The sequence below is a fragment of the Fusicatenibacter saccharivorans genome, from assembly GCF_015557635.1.
Taxonomy (GTDB): domain Bacteria; phylum Bacillota; class Clostridia; order Lachnospirales; family Lachnospiraceae; genus Fusicatenibacter; species Fusicatenibacter saccharivorans.
Genome location: NZ_JADNOP010000023.1, coordinates 1 through 24137, shown reverse-complemented (window position 1 = coordinate 24137; position 24137 = coordinate 1). Strand labels below are relative to the sequence as shown.

The 24137-nt window shown below is 51.1% G+C and carries 23 protein-coding genes and 1 tRNA gene; 1 reads left to right on the top strand and 23 read right to left on the bottom strand.

Going from position 1 to position 24137, the window contains the following annotated elements; translation table 11 throughout:
- Positions 1 to 5: 5 nt before the first annotated feature.
- From I2G42_RS15075 to I2G42_RS15000, 16 genes are all read right to left on the bottom strand, one after another.
- Positions 6 to 920, bottom strand: coding sequence for a polyprenyl synthetase family protein (locus tag I2G42_RS15075; RefSeq protein ID WP_330611354.1), 915 nt, complete (start codon positions 918 to 920; stop codon positions 6 to 8).
- Positions 898 to 1143: an exodeoxyribonuclease VII small subunit gene (gene xseB / locus I2G42_RS15070; RefSeq protein ID WP_243277201.1), complete on the bottom strand. Its 246-nt coding sequence runs from the start codon at positions 1141 to 1143 to the stop codon at positions 898 to 900. The genes I2G42_RS15075 and xseB overlap by 23 nt, the downstream gene beginning before the upstream one ends.
- Before the next feature lie 24 nt (positions 1144 to 1167).
- Positions 1168 to 2394 carry an exodeoxyribonuclease VII large subunit gene (gene xseA, locus I2G42_RS15065; RefSeq protein ID WP_022463350.1) on the bottom strand — a complete coding sequence of 409 codons (1227 nt, stop codon included), beginning with the start codon at positions 2392 to 2394 and terminating at the stop codon, positions 1168 to 1170.
- Positions 2384 to 2821 (bottom strand): transcription antitermination factor NusB, encoded by a 438-nt coding sequence (gene nusB / locus I2G42_RS15060; protein ID WP_022463351.1) that lies wholly within the window; start codon positions 2819 to 2821, stop codon positions 2384 to 2386. Before nusB ends, xseA begins: the two co-directional genes overlap by 11 nt.
- 84 nt (positions 2822 to 2905) lie before the next feature.
- Positions 2906 to 3298, bottom strand: a complete 393-nt coding sequence (locus I2G42_RS15055) for an Asp23/Gls24 family envelope stress response protein (RefSeq protein WP_022463352.1) — start codon at positions 3296 to 3298, stop codon at positions 2906 to 2908.
- 70 nt (positions 3299 to 3368) lie between these two features.
- The gene (gene sdaAA, locus I2G42_RS15050; RefSeq protein WP_195531224.1) at positions 3369 to 4241 is read right to left on the bottom strand and encodes an L-serine ammonia-lyase, iron-sulfur-dependent, subunit alpha; all 873 of its coding nucleotides are present in this window, start codon (positions 4239 to 4241) and stop codon (positions 3369 to 3371) included.
- Positions 4231 to 4914: an L-serine ammonia-lyase, iron-sulfur-dependent subunit beta gene (gene sdaAB / locus I2G42_RS15045; protein WP_195531223.1), complete on the bottom strand. Its 684-nt coding sequence runs from the start codon at positions 4912 to 4914 to the stop codon at positions 4231 to 4233. Before sdaAB ends, sdaAA begins: the two co-directional genes overlap by 11 nt.
- A 38-nt stretch (positions 4915 to 4952) precedes the next feature.
- A complete protein-coding gene (locus tag I2G42_RS15040) occupies positions 4953 to 6545 on the bottom strand; it encodes a peptide chain release factor 3 (RefSeq protein ID WP_195531222.1) in 1593 nt (530 codons plus the stop codon).
- A 107-nt stretch (positions 6546 to 6652) separates the two neighbouring features.
- On the bottom strand, positions 6653 to 7171 hold the full coding sequence (locus tag I2G42_RS15035) for a DUF4364 family protein (RefSeq protein WP_022462531.1): 519 nt from the start codon (positions 7169 to 7171) through the stop codon (positions 6653 to 6655).
- Positions 7168 to 8115 (bottom strand): tRNA modification radical SAM protein MnmL/YtqA, encoded by a 948-nt coding sequence (gene mnmL / locus I2G42_RS15030; protein ID WP_195531221.1) that lies wholly within the window; start codon positions 8113 to 8115, stop codon positions 7168 to 7170. Before mnmL ends, I2G42_RS15035 begins: the two co-directional genes overlap by 4 nt.
- Positions 8116 to 8129: 14 nt before the next feature.
- A complete protein-coding gene (locus I2G42_RS15025; RefSeq protein WP_195531220.1) occupies positions 8130 to 9452 on the bottom strand; it encodes a replication-associated recombination protein A in 1323 nt (440 codons plus the stop codon).
- A gap of 113 nt (positions 9453 to 9565) precedes the next feature.
- Positions 9566 to 10258: a polysaccharide deacetylase family protein gene (locus I2G42_RS15020; RefSeq protein WP_195531219.1), complete on the bottom strand. Its 693-nt coding sequence runs from the start codon at positions 10256 to 10258 to the stop codon at positions 9566 to 9568.
- 98 nt (positions 10259 to 10356) lie between these two features.
- Positions 10357 to 12720 carry a DUF2298 domain-containing protein gene (locus I2G42_RS15015; protein ID WP_195531218.1) on the bottom strand — a complete coding sequence of 788 codons (2364 nt, stop codon included), beginning with the start codon at positions 12718 to 12720 and terminating at the stop codon, positions 10357 to 10359.
- 2 nt (positions 12721 to 12722) lie between these two features.
- Positions 12723 to 14354, bottom strand: coding sequence for an ABC-F family ATP-binding cassette domain-containing protein (locus I2G42_RS15010; RefSeq protein WP_022462526.1), 1632 nt, complete (start codon positions 14352 to 14354; stop codon positions 12723 to 12725).
- Between the two features lie 121 nt (positions 14355 to 14475).
- The gene (locus I2G42_RS15005) at positions 14476 to 16545 is read right to left on the bottom strand and encodes an LTA synthase family protein (protein ID WP_195531217.1); all 2070 of its coding nucleotides are present in this window, start codon (positions 16543 to 16545) and stop codon (positions 14476 to 14478) included.
- A 31-nt stretch (positions 16546 to 16576) separates the two neighbouring features.
- On the bottom strand, positions 16577 to 17350 hold the full coding sequence (locus tag I2G42_RS15000; protein ID WP_055228460.1) for a DUF6062 family protein: 774 nt from the start codon (positions 17348 to 17350) through the stop codon (positions 16577 to 16579).
- Positions 17351 to 17587: 237 nt separating this feature from the next.
- Between I2G42_RS15000 and I2G42_RS14995 the strand changes: the two genes are divergently transcribed.
- A complete protein-coding gene (locus I2G42_RS14995) occupies positions 17588 to 17821 on the top strand; it encodes a helix-turn-helix domain-containing protein (RefSeq protein ID WP_118741378.1) in 234 nt (77 codons plus the stop codon).
- An 88-nt stretch (positions 17822 to 17909) separates the two neighbouring features.
- On the opposite strand, the gene metA is transcribed toward I2G42_RS14995, so the two are convergent.
- The 7 genes from metA to I2G42_RS16280 all read right to left on the bottom strand — a co-directional run.
- A complete protein-coding gene (metA, locus tag I2G42_RS14990; RefSeq protein WP_055228462.1) occupies positions 17910 to 18842 on the bottom strand; it encodes a homoserine O-acetyltransferase MetA in 933 nt (310 codons plus the stop codon).
- 151 nt (positions 18843 to 18993) lie between these two features.
- The gene (gene ligA, locus I2G42_RS14985; protein ID WP_195531216.1) at positions 18994 to 20949 is read right to left on the bottom strand and encodes an NAD-dependent DNA ligase LigA; all 1956 of its coding nucleotides are present in this window, start codon (positions 20947 to 20949) and stop codon (positions 18994 to 18996) included.
- Positions 20946 to 21647 (bottom strand): pseudouridine synthase, encoded by a 702-nt coding sequence (locus tag I2G42_RS14980; protein WP_195531215.1) that lies wholly within the window; start codon positions 21645 to 21647, stop codon positions 20946 to 20948. The genes ligA and I2G42_RS14980 overlap by 4 nt, the downstream gene beginning before the upstream one ends.
- A gap of 75 nt (positions 21648 to 21722) precedes the next feature.
- Positions 21723 to 22601, bottom strand: a complete 879-nt coding sequence (locus I2G42_RS14975; protein ID WP_195531214.1) for a hypothetical protein — start codon at positions 22599 to 22601, stop codon at positions 21723 to 21725.
- Positions 22602 to 22745: 144 nt separating this feature from the next.
- A tRNA-Arg gene (locus I2G42_RS14970) sits at positions 22746 to 22818 on the bottom strand.
- Between the two features lie 127 nt (positions 22819 to 22945).
- Positions 22946 to 23857, bottom strand: a complete 912-nt coding sequence (locus tag I2G42_RS14965) for a DUF5688 family protein (RefSeq protein ID WP_156327617.1) — start codon at positions 23855 to 23857, stop codon at positions 22946 to 22948.
- 75 nt (positions 23858 to 23932) lie between these two features.
- A partial coding sequence (locus I2G42_RS16280) for a hypothetical protein (RefSeq protein WP_207741910.1) occupies positions 23933 to 24137 on the bottom strand: 205 nt, incomplete at its 5' end.

Here is a 24137-nt window from a genome sequence, read left to right as displayed (position 1 = left end):
ATCCCTTACTTTTTTCTGGAAGTCAGAGATTCAAACAGCTCTTCCAGAAATATTTTATCTCCCGGACAGGACAGATTTTTCAGTTCGTCCACGGCCTCTTTCGTGAGCCGTTTTACCTCCTGCTCCGCCCCGTCTGTGCCAAACAGCGTCACATACGTTGTTTTTTCATTCTTTTCATCGCTGAAAACCGGCTTTCCAAGCTCCTCCATCGTGGATGTAACATCCAGGATGTCGTCCCGGATCTGGAACGCGATTCCGACTTTGGAGGCAATCCGGCAGAGCGCGTCAAGATCATCGTCGTTTGCTCCTGCAAGTGCCGCACCTGCCATCATGGCAGCCTCTAAAAGCGCCGAAGTCTTGTTCTCGTAAATGTAGTCCAGCATCTCACGGTCGATGGCGAAATGGCCGGCTTTTTCATTCATCACGTCAACACTCTGACCGCCCAGCATGCCGGAAATTCCGGTTTTCTGACAGAGAATGCCAAAAGCACGCACTACACGGTCGGTGTGTTCCTCCAGTGGAAAGGCTTTCCAGGCTGTCTCGTATGCATAGTTTAAAAGGGCGTCTCCTGCCAGCACGCCGACGGCCTCCCCGAAGACGACATGGGTCGTTTTTCTGCCGCGGCGGTAATCGTCGTTGTCGATCGCAGGGAGATCATCGTGGATCAGGGAATGGGTGTGAATCATCTCCATGGCTGCCATAAACGGTTTTACAGCCTCCCCGGTTCCGCCGAACAGACGGAAACTCTCCTGCAAAAGCAGCGGACGAAGCCTCTTTCCGCCCGCTGTCATACTGTAATTCATGGCTTTTGCCAGTTCCTTTGCAAAGCCTTCCTCTTTCGGCAGGTAAGCGGTAATGATACTTTCCGCTTCCCGCGTTTTTTCTTCGAGTACTGCTTTAAAATTCTCTGAATGTTCCATCCTCATTCATCTGGAGCATTTTTTTCTCAACGCGGTCAATTTTCTGACTGCATTCGTTTAAAAGCTCCATTCCCTCCTTGTATAAACGAAAGGAGTCTTCCAGGCTGACATCGCTGCTTTCCAGCGTTTCGAGCATCTGATCCAGTTTTCCAAATGCTGCTTCCAGTGTCTCACCGGAAGGAGTTCCTTCTTCTTTTCTCTCTTCTGTTTCCATATTTCCCATGTTTTCTCGATTCTCTGCTTTTTTTCACGATTGTTCCATCCAGGATACGGCCGATGTCTTCTCTGCGCGCGCTGTGATCTTTCCGTCCGATACACAGATTTCGAGCAGATCGCCTTCTTTGACATCCTGCACCGAAGTGATGGCCTTTCCTTCTTTTTCCACGTAGGAATAGCCCTGGTTCAGCTTGTCCAGCGGGGACAGGCCCTTCATCGCCTGAATGTAAAGGGCAAGGCGGTGGCGCGCTTCTTTGAGCTTTTCTTCCATCGCGTCTGTATACCGACGCTCCAGCTCGGCGTGGCGTGCTCTCTGGTCACGGATCTTATTTTCCGGTCCGAGATACTTCCACTTTGTCTCGTACTGCAGAAGGCGGCTTCTCGCTCTCTGCGTCTGGTTTGCCATCGCATGGTTCATGCGGCTTTTATAATTTTCCAGTGTGTTGAGTACCGCGCGGACATCAGCGACCGCCAGCTCCGCCGCTGCGGACGGGGTCGGGGCGCGCAGATCTGCCACGAAATCGATGATCGTTGTGTCGGTCTCATGGCCGACGGCGGAGATCACCGGGGTATGACAGGAAAAAACGGCGCGCGCTACTTTTTCCTCGTTGAACGCCCAAAGATCCTCGATCGAACCGCCTCCGCGGCCCACGATCAGCACATCCAGATTCAGTGCGTCCAGACGGCGGATGCCCTCCACGATGCTGTCCGCCGCTCCCTCTCCCTGCACCAGGGCCGGGTAGAGGATGATCTGGACAAAGGGATTCCGACGGAGTGCAATGTTTTTGATATCCTGCACAGCAGCTCCCGTCGGTGCTGTGACAACGCCGATTTTCTTTACATACGCAGGAATCGGCTGCTTGTACTCCGGGGCAAACATGCCCATCTCTTCCAGTTCTGCTTTTAGGGCCAGATACTTTTCGTATAAAAGGCCGGCGCCCTCTTTTGTGATCTCTTTTGCATAGATCTGATACTTTCCGTCCCGCTCATAGACGCTGATGCTGCCGCCGACAATCACGTTGTCGCCGTCCCGCATCGGGAAGGCAAGGCCGCGCCGCGAACCGGCGAACATGACGCAGGAAATCGTTCCTTCGGCGTCTTTTAACGAAAAATAGATGTGGCCGGACGGATGGTATTTACAGTTGCTTACTTCTCCGCTGACGTAGATCCGGCGGAGCATATAGTCCTGGTCAAAGATATTTTTGATGTATGAATTGACCTGGCCTACGGTGTAAACATTCTGGTTTTTATTTCTCATCTTCTTCTCTTGCCAGTTTTCCAAGAATACCGTTGATAAAGGACGGGGACTGGTCTCTGCCGAAGCGTTTTGCCAGCTCAACGGCCTCGTTGATGGCTACACCGACCGGAACGTCCTCGTCGAATTTCATCTCGTAAACAGCAAGACGCAGGATCGCCAGGTCTACTTTTCCCATACGGGTCGTTTTCCAGCCCTCGGAAGTACGGTTCAGCATCTCGTCGATTTCCGGGATGTGCTCGGTCACATGATGGTATTTCTCTTCCATATAGGTCTGATCTTTTTCGCTTACGGTTACTTCTTCATCCTCGTCGTTGTCGTCAGAGTACGTAAAGTAAAGAGACATCTGCTGCGGCATCTCCTCTTTCTCCTGGAACTCTGCGGTATAGAGAAGTTTAAAAATATTTTCGCGAAGTTTGCTTCTGTTCATCGTTTGTTTTAATTCCTTCCTGTATAGTTGACAAAAACCGCGGGGTGTAAGGGGTCGCCTTATTCCCTCGCGGTTCGTTGTTTTTTATTTCGTCTGTTCCATATTCACGCCTGCAATGGCTACATTGACATCGGAAACTTCCAGGCCTGTCATATTCTCGATCGCTGTTTTTACTTTTTCCTGTACGTTTTTGCAGGTTGCCGGAATCTCGTATCCATATTTGAGATTGAGGGCAAGATCCACGCAGACAACGCCGTCGAGTACATCAACTTTGACACCCTTGGAAAGATTTTTCATGCCAAGCTTGCTGACTAATTCGTTGGTAATATTTCCGGCCATGGAGGCTACCCCGTCCACTTCCGTTGCCGCAAGTCCTGCGATAATAGCTACCACCTCGTCTGCAATCTGCACGGTTCCGATTCCTTCGTCATCATATATCGTATAAGTGTTTCTTTTCTGAATTTTTGCCTCTGCCATCTTAAAAGACCTCCTCCTTGGCTGACTTTCTTTCATTATACCAAAAATAATCCGAAAATAAAAGGATTTTTTATTCTTCTTCCTGTGCCGCGCACCACTCGCGTGCCGCCGGCGTGTTGGCAAGGCCGCCCTGGCCGGTTTCGCGAAGGGTCGGATGCATCTGATCGCCGACTTCGCGCATTGCATCAATCACCTGATCCGGCGGGATGCGGCTTGAAATTCCGGCAAGTGCCATATCTGCCGCGGAAAGTGCATTCACGGAGCCAATGACATTCCGCTTGACGCACGGAACCTCGACAAGACCGCCGACCGGGTCGCACACGAGGCCGAGCAGATTTTTTAACGCCATCGCCGCCGCATGTGTAATCTGGGACGGAGATCCGCCTCGAAGTGCGGTCAGTGCTCCGGCCGCCATTGCACTTGCGGTTCCGATTTCGGCCTGACAGCCGCCGGAAGCGCCCGCAATGTAGGCCCGTGCCGCGACGACCTGGCCGATACCGGCTGCCGTGTAGAGCGCGCGCACAATTTCCTCATCCGGTGTTCCGTTCCGTTTCTGGTAATTGACCAGCACCGCCGGAAGAACACCGCAGGCTCCCGCGGTCGGAGCCGCAACGATCCGCTTCATGCAGGCATTCGACTCCCCCATTGCAAGGGCGGATGCCATCACATCGCCGACAAAGGAACCGCAGAGTGCTTCTCCGCTCTCCACATACGCTTTCATCGCCGCACCGGCGCCGCCGACCAGGCCGCTTCTTGATTTTAAGTTTCCGTCGTAGCCTGCATCCGCGCGTTTCATGGCCTCCCACATGCCGTACATGGCGGCAAGGGAATCCTCCCGTTTTACATTTCTCTCATTCATATCGTCCAGAAGGATGATCTCATCAAACGGCAGAGCTTTTTCTTCGCACTCCCGGACAATTTCTTCCAGTGAATTATAAGACATTGTCCTCTTCTCCTTCCGTCACGTTAATGTAGGTTACCTTTACGATGCCCTCGAGATGTTCCAGCCACTGCAGGAACTCTTTCGGGAGCGGCTGATCCATCTCCACAACCATGACAGCCGATCCGCCTCTTTTGTCGCGGTAGAGAGACATGTTGGCGATGTTGACCGATTTGTGTGCCAGCATCGACGTAACCTCCGCTACATGGCCCGGCTGGTCGAGATTGTGGACAATGAGCGTCGGGATCTCGCAGGTACAGTTGACATCCAGCCCGTCGAGACGGTTGATCATGATGCGGCCGCCGCCAAGGGAGCACGCCTGCACTTCAAGTGTCCTGCCGCTCTTTCCCTTCACCTCCAGAACAACGCTGTTCGGATGGGCACTCGTCAGATTGGCAATGCCGAACGAATAGGAAAGGCCCGCCGCATCGGCAATCTCAAAGCTGTGCGGGATCCGCTCGTCGTCTGCACGCATGCCGAGAAGACCCGCGACGAGACCGCGGTCCGTTCCATGGCCCTTTCCCGTTGCGGCAAAGGAACCGTACATCAGGATTTTTGCTTCCACCGGCTGTTCTCCGAGAAGCTTCTGCGTCATCCATCCAATCCGCACTGCACCCGCTGTATGCGAACTCGACGGACCGACCATCACAGGGCCCAGAATATCGAATAAGTTCATTCCTTCTCCTTTTTAAGCGGCATCCCGCTCTTTTGTTCTTAGTTTTTGCTGAATTCGGTCAGCACAAGGTCTTTGTTTCGATCCTGTACCATGCCGACACTCCACGGATTGACAAAGAGAAGCAGCGGATTTCCCTTGAGGTCCATGACCTTCTTCATATCGGATGTACCCTGAATACGGTCCAGGTTGATCTCCTCTTTGTTTGCAATCCAGCGGATGTGCTCATACGGCAGGTTCTCCAGACGGATATCCACGTTGTACTCGTTCTCCAGACGGTATTTTAAAACGTCAAACTGCAGGACGCCGACAACGCCGACGATGATCTCCTCCATGCCGCCTTTGTACTCCTGGAAAATCTGGATCGCACCTTCCTGTGCAATCTGGGAAATTCCCTTGACGAACTGTTTTCTCTTCATCGTATCAAGCTGGCGCACTCTTGCAAAATGCTCCGGCGCGAAGGTCGGGATTCCCTCGTATGCGAATTTTTTGCCCGGCATACAGATCGTATCTCCGATGGAGAAGATGCCCGGGTCAAATACACCGATGATATCGCCGGCGTATGCTTCATCAACAATATGACGGTCACTCGCCATCATCTGCTGCGGCTGGGAAAGACGCATTTTCTTTTCTCCCTGCACATGGAAAACTTCCATTCCGGCGTCGAATTTGCCGGAGCAGATGCGCATGAATGCGATACGGTCACGGTGTGCTTTGTTCATGTTTGCCTGGATTTTAAAGACAAACGCAGAGAAATCCTCTTTGACCGGATCGATCACGCCGCAGTCTGCCGTACGCGGAAGCGGCGGCATCGTCATCGTGAGGAAGTGCTGCAGGAAAGTCTCCACACCAAAGTTGGTGAGCGCAGATCCGAAGAATACCGGGGAGAGCTCTCCCTTGCTGACAAGCTCCTGGTCAAACTCTGCACTTGCGCCGTCGAGCAGCTCGATCTCATCCATGAGCTGTTCTTTCTGGTCCTCATCGACCACATCGAGAAGATGCGGATCGTCGATATCGATTTCTTCCTCGATACCTTCCTTCGTTCCCTTCATTGTATCGGAGAAGGTAAGGACTTTCTTTTTGTCACGGTCGTAAACACCGCGGAATTTTTTTCCGGAACCGATCGGCCAGTTGATCGGGCAGGTTGCAATGCCGAGCTCTTTTTCGATTTCATCGAGCAGCTCAAACGTATCATTCGCATCGCGGTCCATCTTGTTGATGAAGGTGAAAATCGGGATATGACGCATAACGCAGACCTTAAACAGCTTTCTGGTCTGTGCCTCGACACCCTTCGATGCGTCGATGACCATGACGGCGGAATCGGCTGCCATCAGGGTACGGTACGTATCCTCCGAGAAGTCCTGGTGTCCCGGGGTATCCAGAATGTTGATGCAGTAGCCGTCGTAATTGAACTGCAGAACGGAAGAGGTAACGGAAATACCACGCTCTTTCTCAATCTCCATCCAGTCGGATACGGCATGGCGCGCGGTCGCTTTTCCTTTTACAGAACCGGCGAGGTTGATGGCTCCTCCGTACAGCAGGAATTTCTCGGTCAGTGTGGTTTTACCGGCATCCGGGTGGGAAATGATGGCGAAGGTACGCCGTCTTTCAATTTCTTTTGTATAATCAGGCACGGTTTTATCTCCTTTGGAATCTAAAATCTTATTTACTATGTTTTCCATGTTTATGCTTTTTAGACATACTAATTTATTCTATTATATGCCACCATTCCTGTCAATCGTTATCTTGACAGTTCATTCATAATCGAAGCGTAAATCTTCTGACTCCGGTTTTCCCAGTTGCTGCAGATCTTTTTGGCCGCCTCCTCGGACGGAACCGTCACGACAATCTCAAAAATAGTCGTCTTCCGCTCTCTTGCCTGACAGCGGACCTCGTAGTCATCTCCCGCGGTCTTGTAGTAATCGGCCACAACGGACGCTTTTTTCCGCAGTTCATAGGAGTGTTCCTTCATATAGCGGTCGATTTCCTCCCGGATTTCCGGAGAGATCTCGTTTTCGAAGAAGGAAAGCGTCTTGCTGCCCTCCTCAGTCATGTGGTAGTACGAGGTGTTGCGCACCTTCTCGATCTCGATCAGCTTTGTATCCTGCAGCTCGCTTAACGCCTCCTGGAGATGAAAGTAGTTCGTGTACTCTTTTTCCAGGATAAAATCCGAAATCTGTGTATTTGACAGCGGAAAATTCACATTCTGCAGCATGTAGAGAATAATCAGTTTGTATAACGTAAAGGATGATTCAATCACGGTGTGTTTCCTCCTTTTTCTTCGTCCAGAAGCTGTCCCTGATACGCATGTTCTTCTTTCATGCGGTGATGCAGCTCATTTAAGACGGTGCGTTTTGCCTGGCTCCATGTTGGTGCAATCAGAAGATCCCCGGGGCCGTCTCCCGTCACACGGTGGATCACAAGATCGGGACGGAGGCGCCGCAGGCAGTCGATGACAAGGGTAAGATACGCATCCTGCTCCAGCACCTCAAATTTTCCGGCCGCGTAGTCCGCCGCAAGATCCGTGTTTTTCAGCACATGAAGCAGCTGAAGCTTGATGCCTGAAATGGAAAGTCCATTCAGGTAATCCATTGTTGCAAAGACTTCTTCCTGTCCCTCCCCCGGCAGACCGAGGATCGTGTGGACAATCACGGGAATCCCCCGCCTGTGCAGCTCGTTTACTGCCTGTTCAAAACAGGAAAGCGGATAGCCCCTTCGGATATACTGTGCCGTTTTTTCATGCATCGTCTGCAGTCCCAGCTCCACCCAGACCGGTTTGATCCAGTTCAGCTCTTCTAACAGAGAAAGAACCTCTTCCCCTAAGCAGTCCGGTCTCGTTCCGATCGAAAGGACCACGACCTCCTCGTCCGAAATTGCCTCCCGGAAAATTTTTTCCAGATATTCCACCGGCGCGTACGTGTTCGTATACGCCTGGAAATAGGCGATGAACTTATGCACCGGCCGCTTTTGCTGCAGGAGGGATTTCTGCTCCCGGATCTGCTCCGGGATGGATTTGTTTCTGTCCCCGGCAAAATCACCGGAGCCGCCCGCACTGCAGAAAATGCAGCCCCGGTCACCGCAGGTGCCGTCCCGGTTCGGACACGTCATCCCGCCATCGAGCGAGAGCTTGTACACTTTTTCCCCAAACGTCTTTTTCAGATAGGCGTCCAGCGAATAATACGGCTTTCCAAGCCAGTCTGTCATGGTTTCTTCCCCTTTTATTCGATGTCTTTTCCAATTTTTTTGAAGTTTTCCCGGATCTTCTGCTCATAGCCGTTCGTTCCAAGGTGAAGGAAGCGGCTTCCTAAGATCTCGTCCGGCAGATACTGCTGCTCGACGTAGTGATTCGGGTAATCATGTGCATACTGATAGCCTTCACCGTGGCCGAGTTTGGCAGAACCTTTGTAATGGGCGTCCTGCAGATGCGGCGGAACCGACGTCCGTACACTTCCGACCGTCTTCATCGCCGCAAAGACTGCCTCGCACGAAGAATTACTCTTCGGTGCACAGGCAACATACGTGGCTGCCTCCGCCAGAATAATCTGCGCCTCCGGCATGCCGACGCGTTCCACGGCAAGGGACGCGGAAACTGCTACATTTAAGGCATTCGGATCGGCAAGGCCGACATCCTCCGCCGCGCAGATCATGATGCGGCGGGCGATAAACTTGATATCCTCCCCGGCATACAGCATTTTAGCCAGATAAAAGACCGCCGCATCCGGGTCAGAACCGCGCATGCTCTTGATAAATGCAGAGATCGTATCGTAATGCTGATCGCCCGTCTTGTCGTACCGCACGACGCGCTTCTGGATGCACTCCGATGCCGTTTCGAGATCGATATGGATTTTTCCGTCCGCCTGACGTTCCGTCGAGAGGACGCCCAGCTCGATTGCATTTAAGGCCGCTCTCGCGTCACCGCCTGCGATGTCGGCGAGGAACTCTTTTGCATCCGCATCGAGCACAACGTTGTACGTCCCGAGCCCCTTTACCGGGTCCGTCACCGCGCGCTCCAGCAGTTTTTCGATGTCCTCTTTTTCGAGCGGCTTTAATTCAAAGATAATGGAACGCGAAATCAGCGCCCCGTTGACCTCGAAATACGGGTTTTCCGTCGTCGCGCCAATCAGAACGAGTGTGCCGTCCTCCACAAACGGAAGCAGATAATCCTGCTGCCCCTTGTTGAAGCGGTGGATCTCGTCGACAAAAAGAATCGTCTTTTTGCCGTACATGCCGATCCGCTGCTGCGCTTCTTTTACGACTTCTTCCATATCCTTTTTGCCGGCTGTCGTGGCATTCAGCTGGGTAAACTCTGCGCTTGTCGTGTTGGCGATGACGCGGGCAAGCGTCGTTTTTCCCGTTCCCGGAGGGCCGTAGAAAATGACGGAGCCGAGTTTATCCGCCTTGATCGCACGGTACAACAGCTTTCCAGGGCCGATGATGTGCTCCTGTCCAACCACCTCGTCCAGCGTTGCCGGGCGCATGCGCGATGCGAGGGGGGACTCTTTTTCCATTGTGGTTTCTTTCATATAATCAAACAAATCCATGTATTTTTCACCCCATTTTTCTTCCTGCTTTTTATCTTATCACATTTTGGCGGGTATCCTCAACCCCTTAATCTCGGATTCTCCGCAACTATGTTCGATGGAATCCGCGGAAGCTATTCTTCAATCAGCTCACGCACCGTCACAAACGTGTATCCCTCTTCTTTTAATTCTTTTACGATCCGCCGCAGCGCTTCCACCGTCGCGCGGTAACCGTCGTGCATGAGAATAATGCTGCCATCCTTCACATTCGGAAGCACCGCGCTGCAGACCGCCTCGGTGTTCTGGCTCTCCCAGTCGCGGGAATCCACATCCCAGAGTACCGGGATCATCGTCACTGCAAGATCCAGCCCCTCTCTCCATTCCCCGAACGGCGGACGGATATAGGCAGGATATTCCCCTGTGATCTCGTAGATTGCATTGCTTGTTTTCACGACCTCCTCCCTCGCTTCCTCTTCTGATACTTTCGTAAGCTGAACATGATGAAACGTATGATTTCCGATCAGATGGCCTTCCGCATGCATCCGGCGGACGATTTCTTCGTTTCCGGCAAGACACTGCCCCTGCAGAAAAAACGTTGCCGGAATTTCATTTTCTTTTAAAATTTCAAGCACCTCCGGCGTATAGCACGCATTCGGCCCGTCATCAAATGTCAGCGCCGCACGGTGGGGCATACTTTTTTCTGCTTCCGCCGCTGTCTCTTTCGCGCCTTCCCTTTCACACCGTGCCAGCTCTGCAAACAGAATAGCCGCCATTATCACAGCCAGAAGCGGCAGAGGAACGTGCCGCACTTTTCGGAATCTCCGCATGGTCTGCCCTTCGCACTTTCTTCTGCATTCCCTGTATTATATGAAAAACAGGAGAAAAGATGCCGCACCCGGCGGTTCTTTTCTCCTGTTTTTGTTCTTTATGTATCCTGCACCTGAAGAATATACGTACCGGACGCAGTATCCTGGTAAACGATATCTCCGATGGACTGCAGCAGCGATTCGTTCAGCGCATCGCCGTATTTCTCCTTTTCTTTGCTTCCCACAAAAATGTAGGTCACATGATACTGCTCCAGCAGGCGCAGCACCTCATTCGTATCGGTCGAGGTGTACATCTGTTTCACGTCCCCGGCGCGGACATTTAAGTCTGCGGGATTCCCTCTCCAGAGCCATTCATGGACATACCATCCAAGCACGGTCGGAAGACCGGTCATTGCGGAAACGCGCTCGTAATCGCTGTAGCTGTCGCCGTTCGCCTCAAGCACAACCGGCTGTCCTTCTATTGTTTCATCCAGCCAGCGGATGGCACCTGCGTCCTCGGAAAAGACATTTTCCAGATACGCTGTCGCATCGAGTCCGCGGTACTCGGACAGATCGAAAACATTTCCGAACCAGGAGTACACGCTCGTTCCAAAATAGCCGAACGTCCATAAAAGCAGTACCAGCCCGATTCCGCCGAACACCTGCAGAATCCGCTCTTTTTTCCAGATCAGGAACCGCGTGATGATGTAGCTCATGCAGATACCGAACAGGATAAATGCCTGATACGTCAGCTTGAACATCGTGTTGGAGCGCGCATACGATTCTTCGTAGATATCGCGCACATAGACGAGCTCCGGAATGATGATAAGGCCGATGGCACAGAGACCTAAAATACCGATCACCATATCGCTCACCGCAATCTCTCTCCAGAAATTACAGAAGGCAGAAACTTTTTTTGGCTTTTCTGCCGTTTCTTTTTCGCCCGGCTCCGGTTTTTTCTCTCCCAGAATCAGGGCAACGGCCTGCTCTTCCACCTCTTCCTGCGTCTTTCCATCGGCAAGTACAATCTGTCCCTGCCGCTCCATGCCCGGAAGATGACAGTTTTTCCGCCATGCTAGCAGAACGGCTGCGATAAACAGCACAACGAGCACCGTCGGAAGGCCCCAGAGAATCGCCAGCTGATACAGCATCGAATGGTGCTTGGCAATGCCGACACCGGAAACCATCGTCTCAAACTTCATTGTAAACGGAAGGGCGACAATCGTTCCAATTGCAAAAACTTCTGCAGCCTGCAGGAGAACCGTTCCGATCGTCTCTTTCGCCCGCGCGTGATACCGGTACAGCGCACCGTACAGCGCAAAGCCTGCAATCACGACGAAATAGATAACAAAATCCCAGTAGTTGGACCAGTGGAACACACCGATTAGAAAGCCCGCCGCGATGATCTGCGGCTGAAGCAGAACGTCTTTTAACGACCATTTCCACTCTTTTTCCGGATCACGGCAGGTATTTTTCACGTAGGAATATAAAAGGCCCAGCACCAGCAGGACGAACATGACATTCACCACATGGGCATGCAGGTCGCCGAGCACAAAGGAATACGATGGAAACTCATGAATCGTGCGGTCATTTTCCACAAGCGGGTCATACCCGATATAGCGGGTCGAACTCGGGAACCAGTAAGCCGATTCGTTCAGTCCCAGCCACTGGCGGATGCAGCCGTAAATCACATAGTGCATATTTCCTGCAAGGGAAACGGCGCCTCCCGAAAGAAGACCGCCAAGCACCGGTGCAATCTGGCTTTTATTGCCGCCCTCTTTCCGGATGCGGTGGCACGCACGCGACTCTGCCAGATGGTAGGTGATCGAAAACGGCAGAACAAACGCGAACGATGCCACCATCGTACGCATCAGATGGTACGTCTGCTTTACATCCGTGAAGGTAATCTTCGTCAGAAATACGGCATAGAACTGGCCGCCGTAATAGTAGTTAATACCGCTTCCGCTGTACCAGAGATCCTCTGCCGGAACGGCGGTGCTGCGCATCATGGCCTTCATAAAACCATAATCCATGAATTTTTCGGTTCCGTGTGCCTCCGGGTGAAAGCCCGCAAGGTAGGTCCAGAGAAGGAAAAAGGCGAAAAACAACACTTCTTCCATCATCAGGAAGTCGATTTCCGGCGCATGGACGCGTACCTTAAAACATCCGAAAATCCAAGAAGCCAGGATCAGTACACCGACTGTGATCAGGCAGACCGGTGCGGTAAACGGAACCAGTCCGAAGCTTCCAAGAGCAAATACAGCAAAACCGGAAACAACGATGCCAAGCACTTTAGAAAACATCCATCCCCGGTCATGAAACCGCGGAAACAGCGCTGCGGCAGCCGGATAAAATCCAATACCGAGCACCAGGGTCATAAGCCACCACTTCAGGAACGAAACGTTGTCCGTTCCAAGAAGCGGCGTTGTGGCCAGCACAAGCAACACCAGCAGAATGCCGGAAACTGTCGTCTTTTTGCTCATCTTTAATTATCTTCCTCTGTCATTGTGTAGACATGACGTTTTCTTGCCATCTCATCGCTTGCAAGATACTCGTCGTAGGTGGTCATCTTATCGATCAGCGCGCCGTTCGGAAGGATCTCCATGATACGGTTTGCTGTGGTCTGTACAAACTGATGGTCGTGGCAGGTGAACAGCAGCACGCCCGGGAATTTGATCAGACCGTTGTTCAGTGCAGTGATGGACTCCATATCCAGATGGTTGGTCGGCTCATCAAGAACGAGAACGTTTGCACCGGAAATCATCATCTTGGAGAGCAGGCAGCGCACTTTCTCTCCTCCGGAAAGGACTCTGACACGTTTCACGCCGTCCTCACCGGCAAAAAGCATTCTTCCGAGGAATCCGCGGACATACGTCACGTCCTTGATCTCGGAATACTGGGTCAGCCAGTCTGCGATAGTCAGGTCGCAGTCGAATTCTGCGGTGTTGTCCTTCGGGAAGTAAGCCTGTGTGGTGGTTACGCCCCATTTGTAGTAACCGGAATCCGGCTCTTCTTCTCCGGTCAGAATCTTGAACAGCATGGTGATCGCCTGCTCGTTGCTTCCGACGAAAGCAACTTTATCTTCTCTTCCGAGGGTGAAGCTTAAATTATCCAGGATTTTCACGCCGTCTACGGTTTTGGTCAGTCCCTCTACCTGCAGAACGTCGTTTCCGATCTCACGGTTCGGACGGAAATCGATGTAAGGATATTTCCGGCTGGACGGTTTGATATCGTCGAGCTGGATTTTCTCCAGGGCTTTTTTACGGGAAGTAGCCTGTTTACTCTTCGATGCGTTGGCGCTGAATCTAGAGATGAAGTCCTGTAACTCTTTGATCTTCTCCTCTTTCTTCTTGTTCGCCTCTTTCATCTGTTTTACCAGCAGCTGGCTGGACTCAAACCAGAAGTCGTAGTTTCCGGCATAGAGCTGGATTTTTCCGTAATCTATATCTGCGATCTGGGTGCAGACTTTATTCAGGAAGTAACGGTCGTGGGATACGACGATAACGGTATTCTCGAAGTTGATCAGGAACTCCTCAAGCCACTCGATCGCATCGAGGTCCAAGTGGTTGGTCGGCTCGTCGAGAAGAAGGATGTCCGGGTTTCCGAACAGGGCTCTTGCAAGAAGAACTTTGACCTTCTGGCTGCCGGTCAGGTCTGCCATCTGTGCGTAGTGCAGTTCCGGCTCAATGCCAAGGCCGTTTAAGAGCTGCTCTGCATCGGTCTCTGCCTCCCAGCCGTTCATCTCTGCAAACTCACCCTCGAGCTCGCTCGCTTTGATACCGTCCTCATCGGTGAAGTCTTCTTTTGCGTACAGCGCCTCTTTCTCTTTCATGATCTCATAGAGACGGGCATTTCCCATGATAACGGTGTCGAGTACCGGATAGCTGTCGTATTTGAAGTGGTCCTGCTCGAGGAAGGAAAGACGCTGGCCCGGTGTGATGGTTACGTCTCCGTTTGTCGGTTCAAGCTGGCCGGACAGGATTTTCAGGAAGGTTGATTTTCCCGCTCCGTTGGCACCGATCATGCCGTAGCAGTTTCCCTCGGTGAATTTGATATTGACATCTTCAAACAACGCTTTTTTTCCGACACGAAGTGTCACATTATTTGCTGCAATCATACTTTTTAAAACCTCATTTTCTTATTCTTAATTGTAAACGTGAAGTTACCGCCGGGGTTTCCCGGTCATACGGAGTATAGTCTACCATAGGTTTCCGTTTTCTGGCAAGTAGGGAAAGCCCTTATTCCTCGTCTTTTTCACCGGAAATTGTAAAAAAGCTGTCATCCCGGTCTTTTTTGTCGATCAGTTCATTGTACTGCAGGCATTCATACTGCCGTTCGTACTCGAGATCCTCCTCCGGCGCATCGCTGTCGTTCCAGCGGTACCAGGTTCCGTCACTTGCTAAAAAGCCGAGGTGATTGAGCGCCGGCATCTTCTCGCGCAGGTCAAGCAGATACTCGTTGTACGACGTCAGTTCCAGGCCGGTAAGGCTTAACGCATAGCTTGAGAGATAGTTTGTGCTGATCCAGACATTGCTCTCGGATTTCATGCTGTAGTTGGTCCAGATGAAGAACGGGGTTCCATAGAACTTCTCCTGATCCTCGACCGAAAGATTCTGATAGGCGTCTCCGGCAATCCATGTTTCAAACGCATCCGGCAGTTTCGGGGAATGATCGCCGAACATAATGATCATCGTCGGCTCGTCTACCTGCTGGAAATACCGGATCAGATAGGAAATTGCCTCATCGGAAAGCTTTAACAGGGAGAAATACTGATCGGCCTCATCACTGTCGTAGCCGTTGCAGTTGATATCCGCCTGGAAATAACGGTTCGTGTAGCCGCTGTGGTTCTGCATCGTCACATCAAAGAGGAAGAACGGGCTGCCCGGCTCCTTGTTCTCGTAGGTTTCCACGATCTTCTCATAGTTCGCCTGATCGCTGATCATGCCGCGGTACCGCTTGGCCGTATCAGAGAACTGATCAATCGAGATGAAATCATCAAAATCAAGGAAACGGTATGCCGTGCTCCGCTTCCAGTTTGTCGCCTTGTTCGGATGCATCGCAATTGCCTGATAACCCTGGTCTTTTAACGTCGTGACAAGGGAATACTGGCTGTGCGTAAAGTAGCTGACGTACGGCACCATGCCCGGGAACCGCTTGCAGGAGTTTCCGGTCAGGAACTCATACTCCGTTTTTGCTGTTCCGCCGCCCTTGGTACACGTCAGCGTGTGCCCTTTGATGATATTTTCGGTCAGCGAATCGAGGAACGGCATGTAGCTCTCGCTCGTCTGCGGATCGCCGACGGAACGGTAGTCAAACCACGACTCGTTCATGATCGCGATGATGTTGACGGGTGTCACGCTATCCGCATTATCTTTTCGAAGATCTTCTGTTTTCGTCTCTTTCTCGCTCGTATCGGCAATCGCTGTCACTTCGTCTTTCGAATAGCCGTCCGGCGGTGTCAGGCGCATGTATTTGGCGACCGCGGTAAAACCGACTGTCGTTCCGTACTGGCGGTATGTCTTCGCCGGATTCCAGAGGTCACTGATGACACCGAACTCGGCGTTCCAGTTCAGATTCATGTACGCCAGGTATGTTCCGAGCGTCAGCGCAGCAGCAGCCACGCGGAGCAAAATTTTATTCCTCGTTTTCCGTGCAAAACGGTATTCCCGGCTCTGCAGCCAGAGGCACACAACGAGCATCATCGTGATAAACGAAGTCACGATTTCACCTGTGATCTCGAATTTGTAGCCGCCGACTACGTCCGCCGCCGTCGCAATGCTGTACAGGTCGATGAGCTGGAACGCTTCTCCGCGGAACAGATAAACATAGTAGAATACCAGACTCATGCAGAAATAAAAGATGTTCATGAAAATCATCGCACGGCGGATGGAGTTCAGAAAGAGGGAAACGAGAATGGAAAGTACGAAAATGACACCGATATTCAACAACGCATAATACCATTTCATCTCCCGGAACTGGCTGTTTGTGACAAATTCCAGTGTGGCAAACAGATAGGCTGCGTTTGCCAGCATCAGAATCGGCTGTTTCCATCCCACATAGCGCGGTTTTGGTTTCTGGTCCGGCTCTGCAGCAAACCGGCAGAAACTGACGACTGTCGTCAGTATGATACACGCCAGCAGGCACGGGAACAGAAAGTGAATACTCCACTCCCGGTCTGCCGCCGTCGTATCCAGCAGCGGGCGCGCCAGAAACAGCAGCACTGCCAGCACGCCGAAATGCAAAACAAGAAACGCGCACCGGGCGCGCTCCTTTTGATTCTCTTTTAATCTCTGATAAAACTTCTGCATCGAAACTTTATGCTCCTTTTATAAACAAGAATTATAATCCTTCCGTAAACGGCTCGTCCGCCGGATAGCCGCCGCCTAATTTTTGCATACAGCGCTGGATGGAATCTTTTGAATTTCCCCAGTCCTTATCCTTGTTGCGGTAATCGAATTTGTCAGTAAACCATGTTACCTCTTCCTGCAGCCGCTGGTAATTTTCTTTCATGATTTTGAACAGAGCCGGGTAAAATTCCGCTTTCTGTTTATCATTCAGCTTTTTCTCCGCCGTTTCTACCAGATCCGCAAAATGCGGCAGACAGAAGCCTTTTCCCTCGCGGAACAGTCTTGCAAACTCCTCGTCTTTTTTGTAGAGATCAAAGAACGTATCAAGATAGCGGTTATAGTTTGCCTTGAAGTGATCGCAGACGTAGCACGAATGCGTCTTCTCATCAATCCACTGGCCGATCGCAGTCTCACGGCCCTGTTTGTCGAGGGATGTCTTCTGCATCCGCTTGAACACCGAGGATTTTCCCGGTGCAAACAGATCCATCTGTGCGGCAAGCTCCTGGTTCAGTTTTTTCAGATGGGTGGATAAAATCAGACCGCTTCCGAGACGGTTTCCGTAATCGTACATCATTTTATAGTGGTGGCGGCAGAATCCCATCGCGTCTGTTTCCGCACGCACATCATCCTCCATATAGGATGCGCCGGAACCGAGCGCAAACGAAATCGCATGCTGCTCTGCTTCCCGCTCCAGATAGCAGAACGGGCACTCATCTTCCGCCTTGAATGCATCCGTCAGCGGAATGGTATGGATCGACTCTTTCATATGCAAAAACCTCCGATTTTATTTGTTGGTGCTTTCTACAGCATACACAAAAACCTCTCATTTGTCAAAAGAACTCTTTTTCCTGTTTTCCTATTATTCTGATGGATAATTTCTATATTTTGCACAATTTACATGTGCATTATAAAAATTTAAAGTTGTTTCTTTTTGGTATTTAATCGTTTAAGATAAATATTATATAAGTCTTTGTATCACTCTGTTCAGAAAGGAGCCATAGCAATGGGAGAACGTCATACGGAGGAGATGCGCCTCCTCGGTCTTACCATCGCTTTTTATCGCAGAGCACGCGGATTAACGCAAAGTGAGCTTGCCGAAGCTGTCAAGATCAGCCGTACACATATGAGCAACATCGAAGCGCCAAACAGTCATACCTCTCTGTCTCTAAACAAGCTGATGGATATTGCGGAAGCACTCGAAATTCCGCTGAAAACATTATTTGATTTCAAACGGTAAGCCCGGAAAGCTTTCCGTTTTTTATAGCAGATTTTTGCAACAACCCCCCGCAGCCGGTGTGCGCCCGGTGCGGGGGGCTTTTTCTCTCTTATTTTCCCGAAAAATCCGGAGTTCCGTCAAGATTATACGGGGTCACCTGGTATACATAGTAGTTCAGCCAGTTCGTGTACAGATTGTTCGCATGTGACCGCCATAAAAGCACTGGTTTTGTATTTGGATCGTCGTTTTTATAATAGTTCTTCGGAATCTCAATCGGGAGTCCTTTGTCTTTATCGCGGTGGTACTCGCCGTCGAGCGTCATACGGTCGTACTCTGGATGACCCATCACAAAAATCTTTCTTCCCTCTTCCGCCATGCCAAGATAGAATCCGGCTTCGTCGGACTCTGCGAGAATCGTGACATCTTTGCAGGCACGGATATCGTCGATCGGTACTTCTGTGTGGCGGGAATGCGGTGCCAAAAACTCGTCATCGAAGCCTCGCACAAGCGGGATCTTGCGGTTGTTGACTTTGTGCCAGAACAGCCCGAATTTCTTCTCCGGAAGCATCCGTTTCTTCAGTCCGTAGAAATGATACAGACTCGCCTGGGCTCCCCAGCAGAGGAACATCGTGGAGGTAACGTGTGTGTTCGTCCAGTCCATGATTTTTGTCAGTTCATCCCAGTAGTCAACTTCTTCAAATTCCATCTGCTCGACCGGTGCACCGGTGATGATCATACCGTCGTAATAATTTTTCCGCACATCCTCAAATTTCACATAGAACGTGTTCAGATGGCTGGTCGATGTATTTTTCGCCTCGTGGCTTGCCACCATCAGAAAGGTGACATCAACCTGCAGGGAGGTGTTGGAAAGGGAGCGCAGAAGCTGCAGCTCGGTATCTTCTTTGAGCGGCATCAGATTCAGGATCATAATCTTCAGCGGACGGATGTCCTGATGAACCGCTCTTGTCTCGTCCATGACGAATATATTTTCGCTTTCGAGTATTTCTTTTACAGGTAAATCTGCCTGAACTTTAACCGGCATATTCTTTTTCCTCGTTTCTATTCTTCTTGATCTGCCGCGCTTTTCTCTGCGCAGACAGGCGGTTTGCTTTTTCCGGCAGGAATTTCTGCCGTCTGTTTCCGATTATAGCAGATTCCCGCTCGGGATGCAAACCGCCTTTGCAGATATTTCGTTATTCTTCTGTCATCTTCAGAAATTCCTCTTCTGAGATCACCGGCACGCCGAGTTCGCGTGCTTTCCGGTTTTTGGAGGAACTGGATGTCGTGTCGTTGTTGATCAGATAGCTCGTCTTTCCCGTTACACTTCCGGTGGCTTTTCCGCCGAGCTCCTCGATTCTTGCCTTTAATGCATTCCGGTTCGGGAAATGTTCCACACTTCCGGTGATGACGAAGGTAAGACCGGCTAATTTCTGTTCTTCCTGGCTTGCCTGCGGCTTCTCAATCGTCAGATACGACAGAAGGCGCTCAAGGCGTTCTTTATTTTCCTCATCCGCAAAGTAATCCACGATGCTTTTTGCAATCACTTCTCCGACACCGTCGATCTGCGCGAAATCCTCCGCCGATGCATTCCGGATCCGGTCGAGATCGAAATCGAAGGCTTTGCAGATCATTCTCGCGTTTGCAAGACCGATATTTAAGATGCCAAGTCCGAAAATCAGACGGGGCAGCGTTGTGTTTTTCGCGCGCTCGATGCTGTCGATCAGATTCTGGTATGATTTTTCACCGAAACCGTCCATTTCCACAATCTCGTCGCGGTAGCGGTCGAGACGGAAAATATCGGCAAACTCACGGATGAAGCCGTGGCCCACGAATTTTTCGAGCGTTGCCTCCGACATGCCGTCGATGTTCATCGCGTCGCGGCTTACAAACAGGGTGAATGCCTTCATGAATTTTGCCGGGCACTCCTGATTCGTACAGTAGAGGGTCTCGACATTATTCATCATCTGAATCCGGGTGGTACCGCCGCAGGCAGGACACGTTTCCGGAATATCGCGCACGCCGCTTCTCGTCAGATTCTCTGCGATCTGTGGAATGATCATGTTTGCTTTGTAGACAAGGATTTTATCACCCACACCGAGATCCAGCGAACGCATGATACTAATGTTGTGGACGCTTGCGCGGGAAACCGAAGTTCCTTCCAGCTCGACCGGCTCAAAAACCGCAACCGGATTGATGAGACCGGTTCTCGACGGGCTCCACTCAATTTCAAGCAGCGTGGTCTCCTTCTGTTCATCCGCCCATTTGAAGGCGAAAGCGTTCCGCGGGAATTTCGCGGTTGTGCCAAGTGATTCTCCGTAGGCGATATCGTCATACAACGCGACAAGGCCATCGGACGGGAAATCGTTTGTCTCGATTTTCGTGGAGAAATATTGCATCGCCTCGTCGAGGTTATCTTTGGTGACAGCCTTGTATTCCACCACCTCGAAGCCCTGCTCTTTCAGCCACTCCATCTGACGGATTCTGGAATTTTCGAAATCCTGTTCCGGAGCGCTCACAAGCGCAAATGCCATAAAATGAACGTGGCGTTTTGCCGTAATCTCATTGTTCAGCTGGCGCACAGAACCGCTGCAGAGGTTCCTCGGATTCTTGTATTTCGCATCGACATCCTCGATCTCCTCGTTGATCTTCTCAAAATCGGAATAGCGGATGATCGCCTCGCCGCGCAGAACCAGCTCTCCCTGGTACGGGATTTTTAAGGGAATATTTTCAAACACTTTTGCATTGTTCGTGACAACCTCTCCGATCACGCCGTTTCCACGGGTGACGGCCTTTGCGAGGGTACCGCCGCGGTACGTCAGAACGACGGTCAGACCGTCCATCTTCCAGGACAGCAGCGTTTTGTGATCCCCGATGAAGCTGCGGAGCACTTCCACATCTTTCGTTTTATCAAGGGAAAGCATCGGCGACTCGTGCGCTTCTTTCGGCAGTTCGTCCATCGCCTCGTAGCCGACTTTTGTGGTCGGGCTTCCGGCGAGTGTTACGCCTGTTTTTTCCTCTAATACCTGCAGTTCGTCATACAGCGTGTCGTACTCCAGGTTGCTCATGATCTCCCGGTCTTCCTGGTAATAAGCTTTTGCCGCTTCGTTCAGCTTTTTGACCAGTTCCTTCATCCGTTCTGTCTCGTTCATCGCTTTTCCTCCCCGATCTGCTTTTTCAGTTCTGCTAATTCTTTTTCCGTTAAAGGGCGGTACTCCCCTGTTTTCAGGTCTTTCAAGTGAATATTCATGATCCGCACACGTTTCAGCTTTGTGACACGATATCCTAATGCTTCGCACATCCGCCGGATCTGACGGTTCAGCCCTTGCGTCAGAATAATCGTAAAGCTGCGCTCTCCCGTTTTCTGGATCCGGCACGGGCGCGTCACGGTATCGAGAATCGGCACGCCGGATGCCATTTTTTTCAGAAATTCCGGTGTAATCTCTTTGTTTACCTCGACCTGGTATTCTTTTTCGTGGCGGTTTCTGGCACGCATGATACCGTTTACGATCGCACCGTCGTTCGTCATCAGAAGGAGGCCTTCGGAATCTTTATCGAGTCTTCCCACCGGGTAAATCCGCACCGGGTAGGACAGATAATCGATGACGTTGTTTTTCTCCCGTTTTTCCGCAGTACAGACGATGCCGCGCGGTTTGTTGAAGGCGAGATAGACTTTTTTCTCCTCCGGGACAACGGTTTTGCCTTTCACGACAACAACGTCGCCAGACTCCACCTGCATGCCGGTTTCCGCGCGTTTTCCGTTTACCGTAATCTCGCCCGCTTCTGTCAGACGGTCCGCCTCCCGCCGCGAGCAGACGCCCGCATCACTTAAGTATTTGTTTAAGCGCATGGTTTTATCCTTCCAAAAAAGCAGTTTCATAAAAACCAGAAACTGCTTTTTTTGTTTTGTATTATTCTATTGTTCCTACTGAATGCTCTCTACATATACTCTCAGGGAAGCATCTGCATCGAGTGCATTCTGATAATCGTTCTGAACCTGTTCGATCAGATTTTTGACTTCTTCGTTTTCGAGCGCCGCTTTCATAGCCTCGGTTACGGCCGCATCGCTGTCAGTATCATCCATGATTTTCAGGCTGCCGTCTTCTGTCGTGTAGAGATAATACTCCGAAAGCATCGGCAGGGTCTGGTTGATTCCCAGATATTTGCATCTGCTGCTGACAAACGCGATGTACGTTCCGTCGCTTGGACCGCTGATCGTGTAAGCCTTTACATCTCCGTATGACTCCACGTCGCTTTCTGCCTCAATCTGCGCCTGCTCCTCCGCGGTCAGATTATCTGTTACTGCAAAAAGACCGTTGATATCCCTTGCACCGAGCGCGGTGTAATACTGCTCCAGCACGGTGCTTACTTCCGGGACATTGTCCGCGGCAAAGGAGACAGCCGTATTATCGGTATTCTCTGTATTACTGGTATCGTCTGCCGCTTCCGGCTCACTTGTCGGCTCAGCCTCTGCATCCGGCGCGCTGGCGGTATCGGTACTGGAAGCATCTGCACTGGAATCATTCGCGGAATCCGAAACGTCCGATGAAATGCCTGTGCTGTCCTCAGAATCTGCTTTGCTGTCTGCTTTTACCTGTGTCTTTTTATCCGGCACATTGTTTCCGGTGCTGCTGCTTGTTACGGTTCCGCCGCTCGATTTTCCATCGTTTTTTGGTGATACCAGATGAACGATGAGAAGAACCGCTGCCACAATCAGGAGAATTGCTCCGATCAGAAGCATGTAGCGCAGATTATCGGAAATCCATTCCCGGATTTTATCTTTTGTTGTCATTGGTTTTGCCATATTTTTCCTCCTTCATCAAAACTGATCCGCCGGATCAGTTATTGATATGCTCAGTAAGCAAAAAAACCTCTACTTCACACCGAAGCAGGGGCTTTCCTTGTCCTGCGCCGGTCCTGCCCGCCGCAGCATGCCATGTAGCAAAAACGCGTCTGGAGGGATTCGAACCCCCGACACACGGTACCGGAAACCGTTGCTCTATCCCCTGAGCTACAGACGCTGATGTGATCTGTTTTCTCAACCACACTATGACAGTTTACCACAGACTCCTGCAATTGTAAAGTATTTTTCCCACCCAGCCGCCCATTTTTTTCTTAAATTATTCGCAAACTATTCTGCCACGCAGCTTACGTTTCTTCCTCACACAGCGTCAGTTCCCCGCTTTCCCGGTGGTAATAATAAACGTGATCCGACAGAATCTCCTGCGGCTTGACCGTCTTTTCATTCACGTCCCGTACCATGTCGGAAAGACACTCCTCCGGGAACACATCATAATCCGGAATCACCATGCACTCGTGGATACTGCTCGGAATCACATAAAGACTTGCCTCAAAGCGCTGCGAAAGACTCTCCAGCACGCCGGGATAGCACATGCAGATTGCACCCAGCTTTCCTCTGCGGTTGCTGACCAGGTAAAACTGTTCCGCCAGCGGACCAAGCTCGAACAGGGGAAACGTTACTCCGTACTCCTCTTTCAAATACACCATAAGGCTGTCTGTGCGCACCGGCAGATCCCGCAGGGTGTTCTCCCAGGCACGGGCATCCAGCTCCTCCGCCGAAATTCCCCACAGCTCCCGGTGCGTCTCGTGGATCAGAATTGTCGCATCCGGCACGCAGTTTCCCCGCATCTGGTAATAGTACACGACCGCGAGATCGAGAAATTTTCTGTGCGGAACTTCGGAGAGCAGCGTACGGTTTTTCTCCGCATGAATGAGCTCGCAGTAGATCTGCGGCGCAGCATTTTTCCAGTTGGTAAAAAAGGCAGCTTTCTCCGGTCTTCTCGCCTCCGCTTCCACTTTCCGGTACTGCTCCAGTACCTTTTCTGCAATCTGAGAAAGCGGTACGCCCTGCAGACAGCATTCATACAGAAGCTCCACGTAAATCGTCGGTGCAATCCAGTCCTTCTTTCTGCTGATGACAAACGCCTCTTTTTCGATACCGTTCAGCTTCTGCACCGATTCTACCTTCACCTCAAAATCATCGCCGGCTTTTCTTTTCAGCAGCGCGGCAAGCTGCTCTTTGAACATCTGATAGTCCATTTTTTCCCACCTTTCCTGTTTGATTGCCTTTTGTATTTTTGCTTTACGGAACAAAAAAGCTCCGGAAAACACAACTTAAAAACCTCTGTACAGATCTGTATATGCCAGAGATTCGTTGGTTCGCGGAACTTCGAACGATGAGAAAAACGGGCCCGGGCTGCTTCCGACAGCCTTTATCAGCCATTTTTCAGACGAATATTCTAAGTTAGCAACCACCAGTTCAACTGGTGGTTTATTATTAGCCCTCCAAAGGGCTATTGTTACTGCTCGCCCCAAAGGG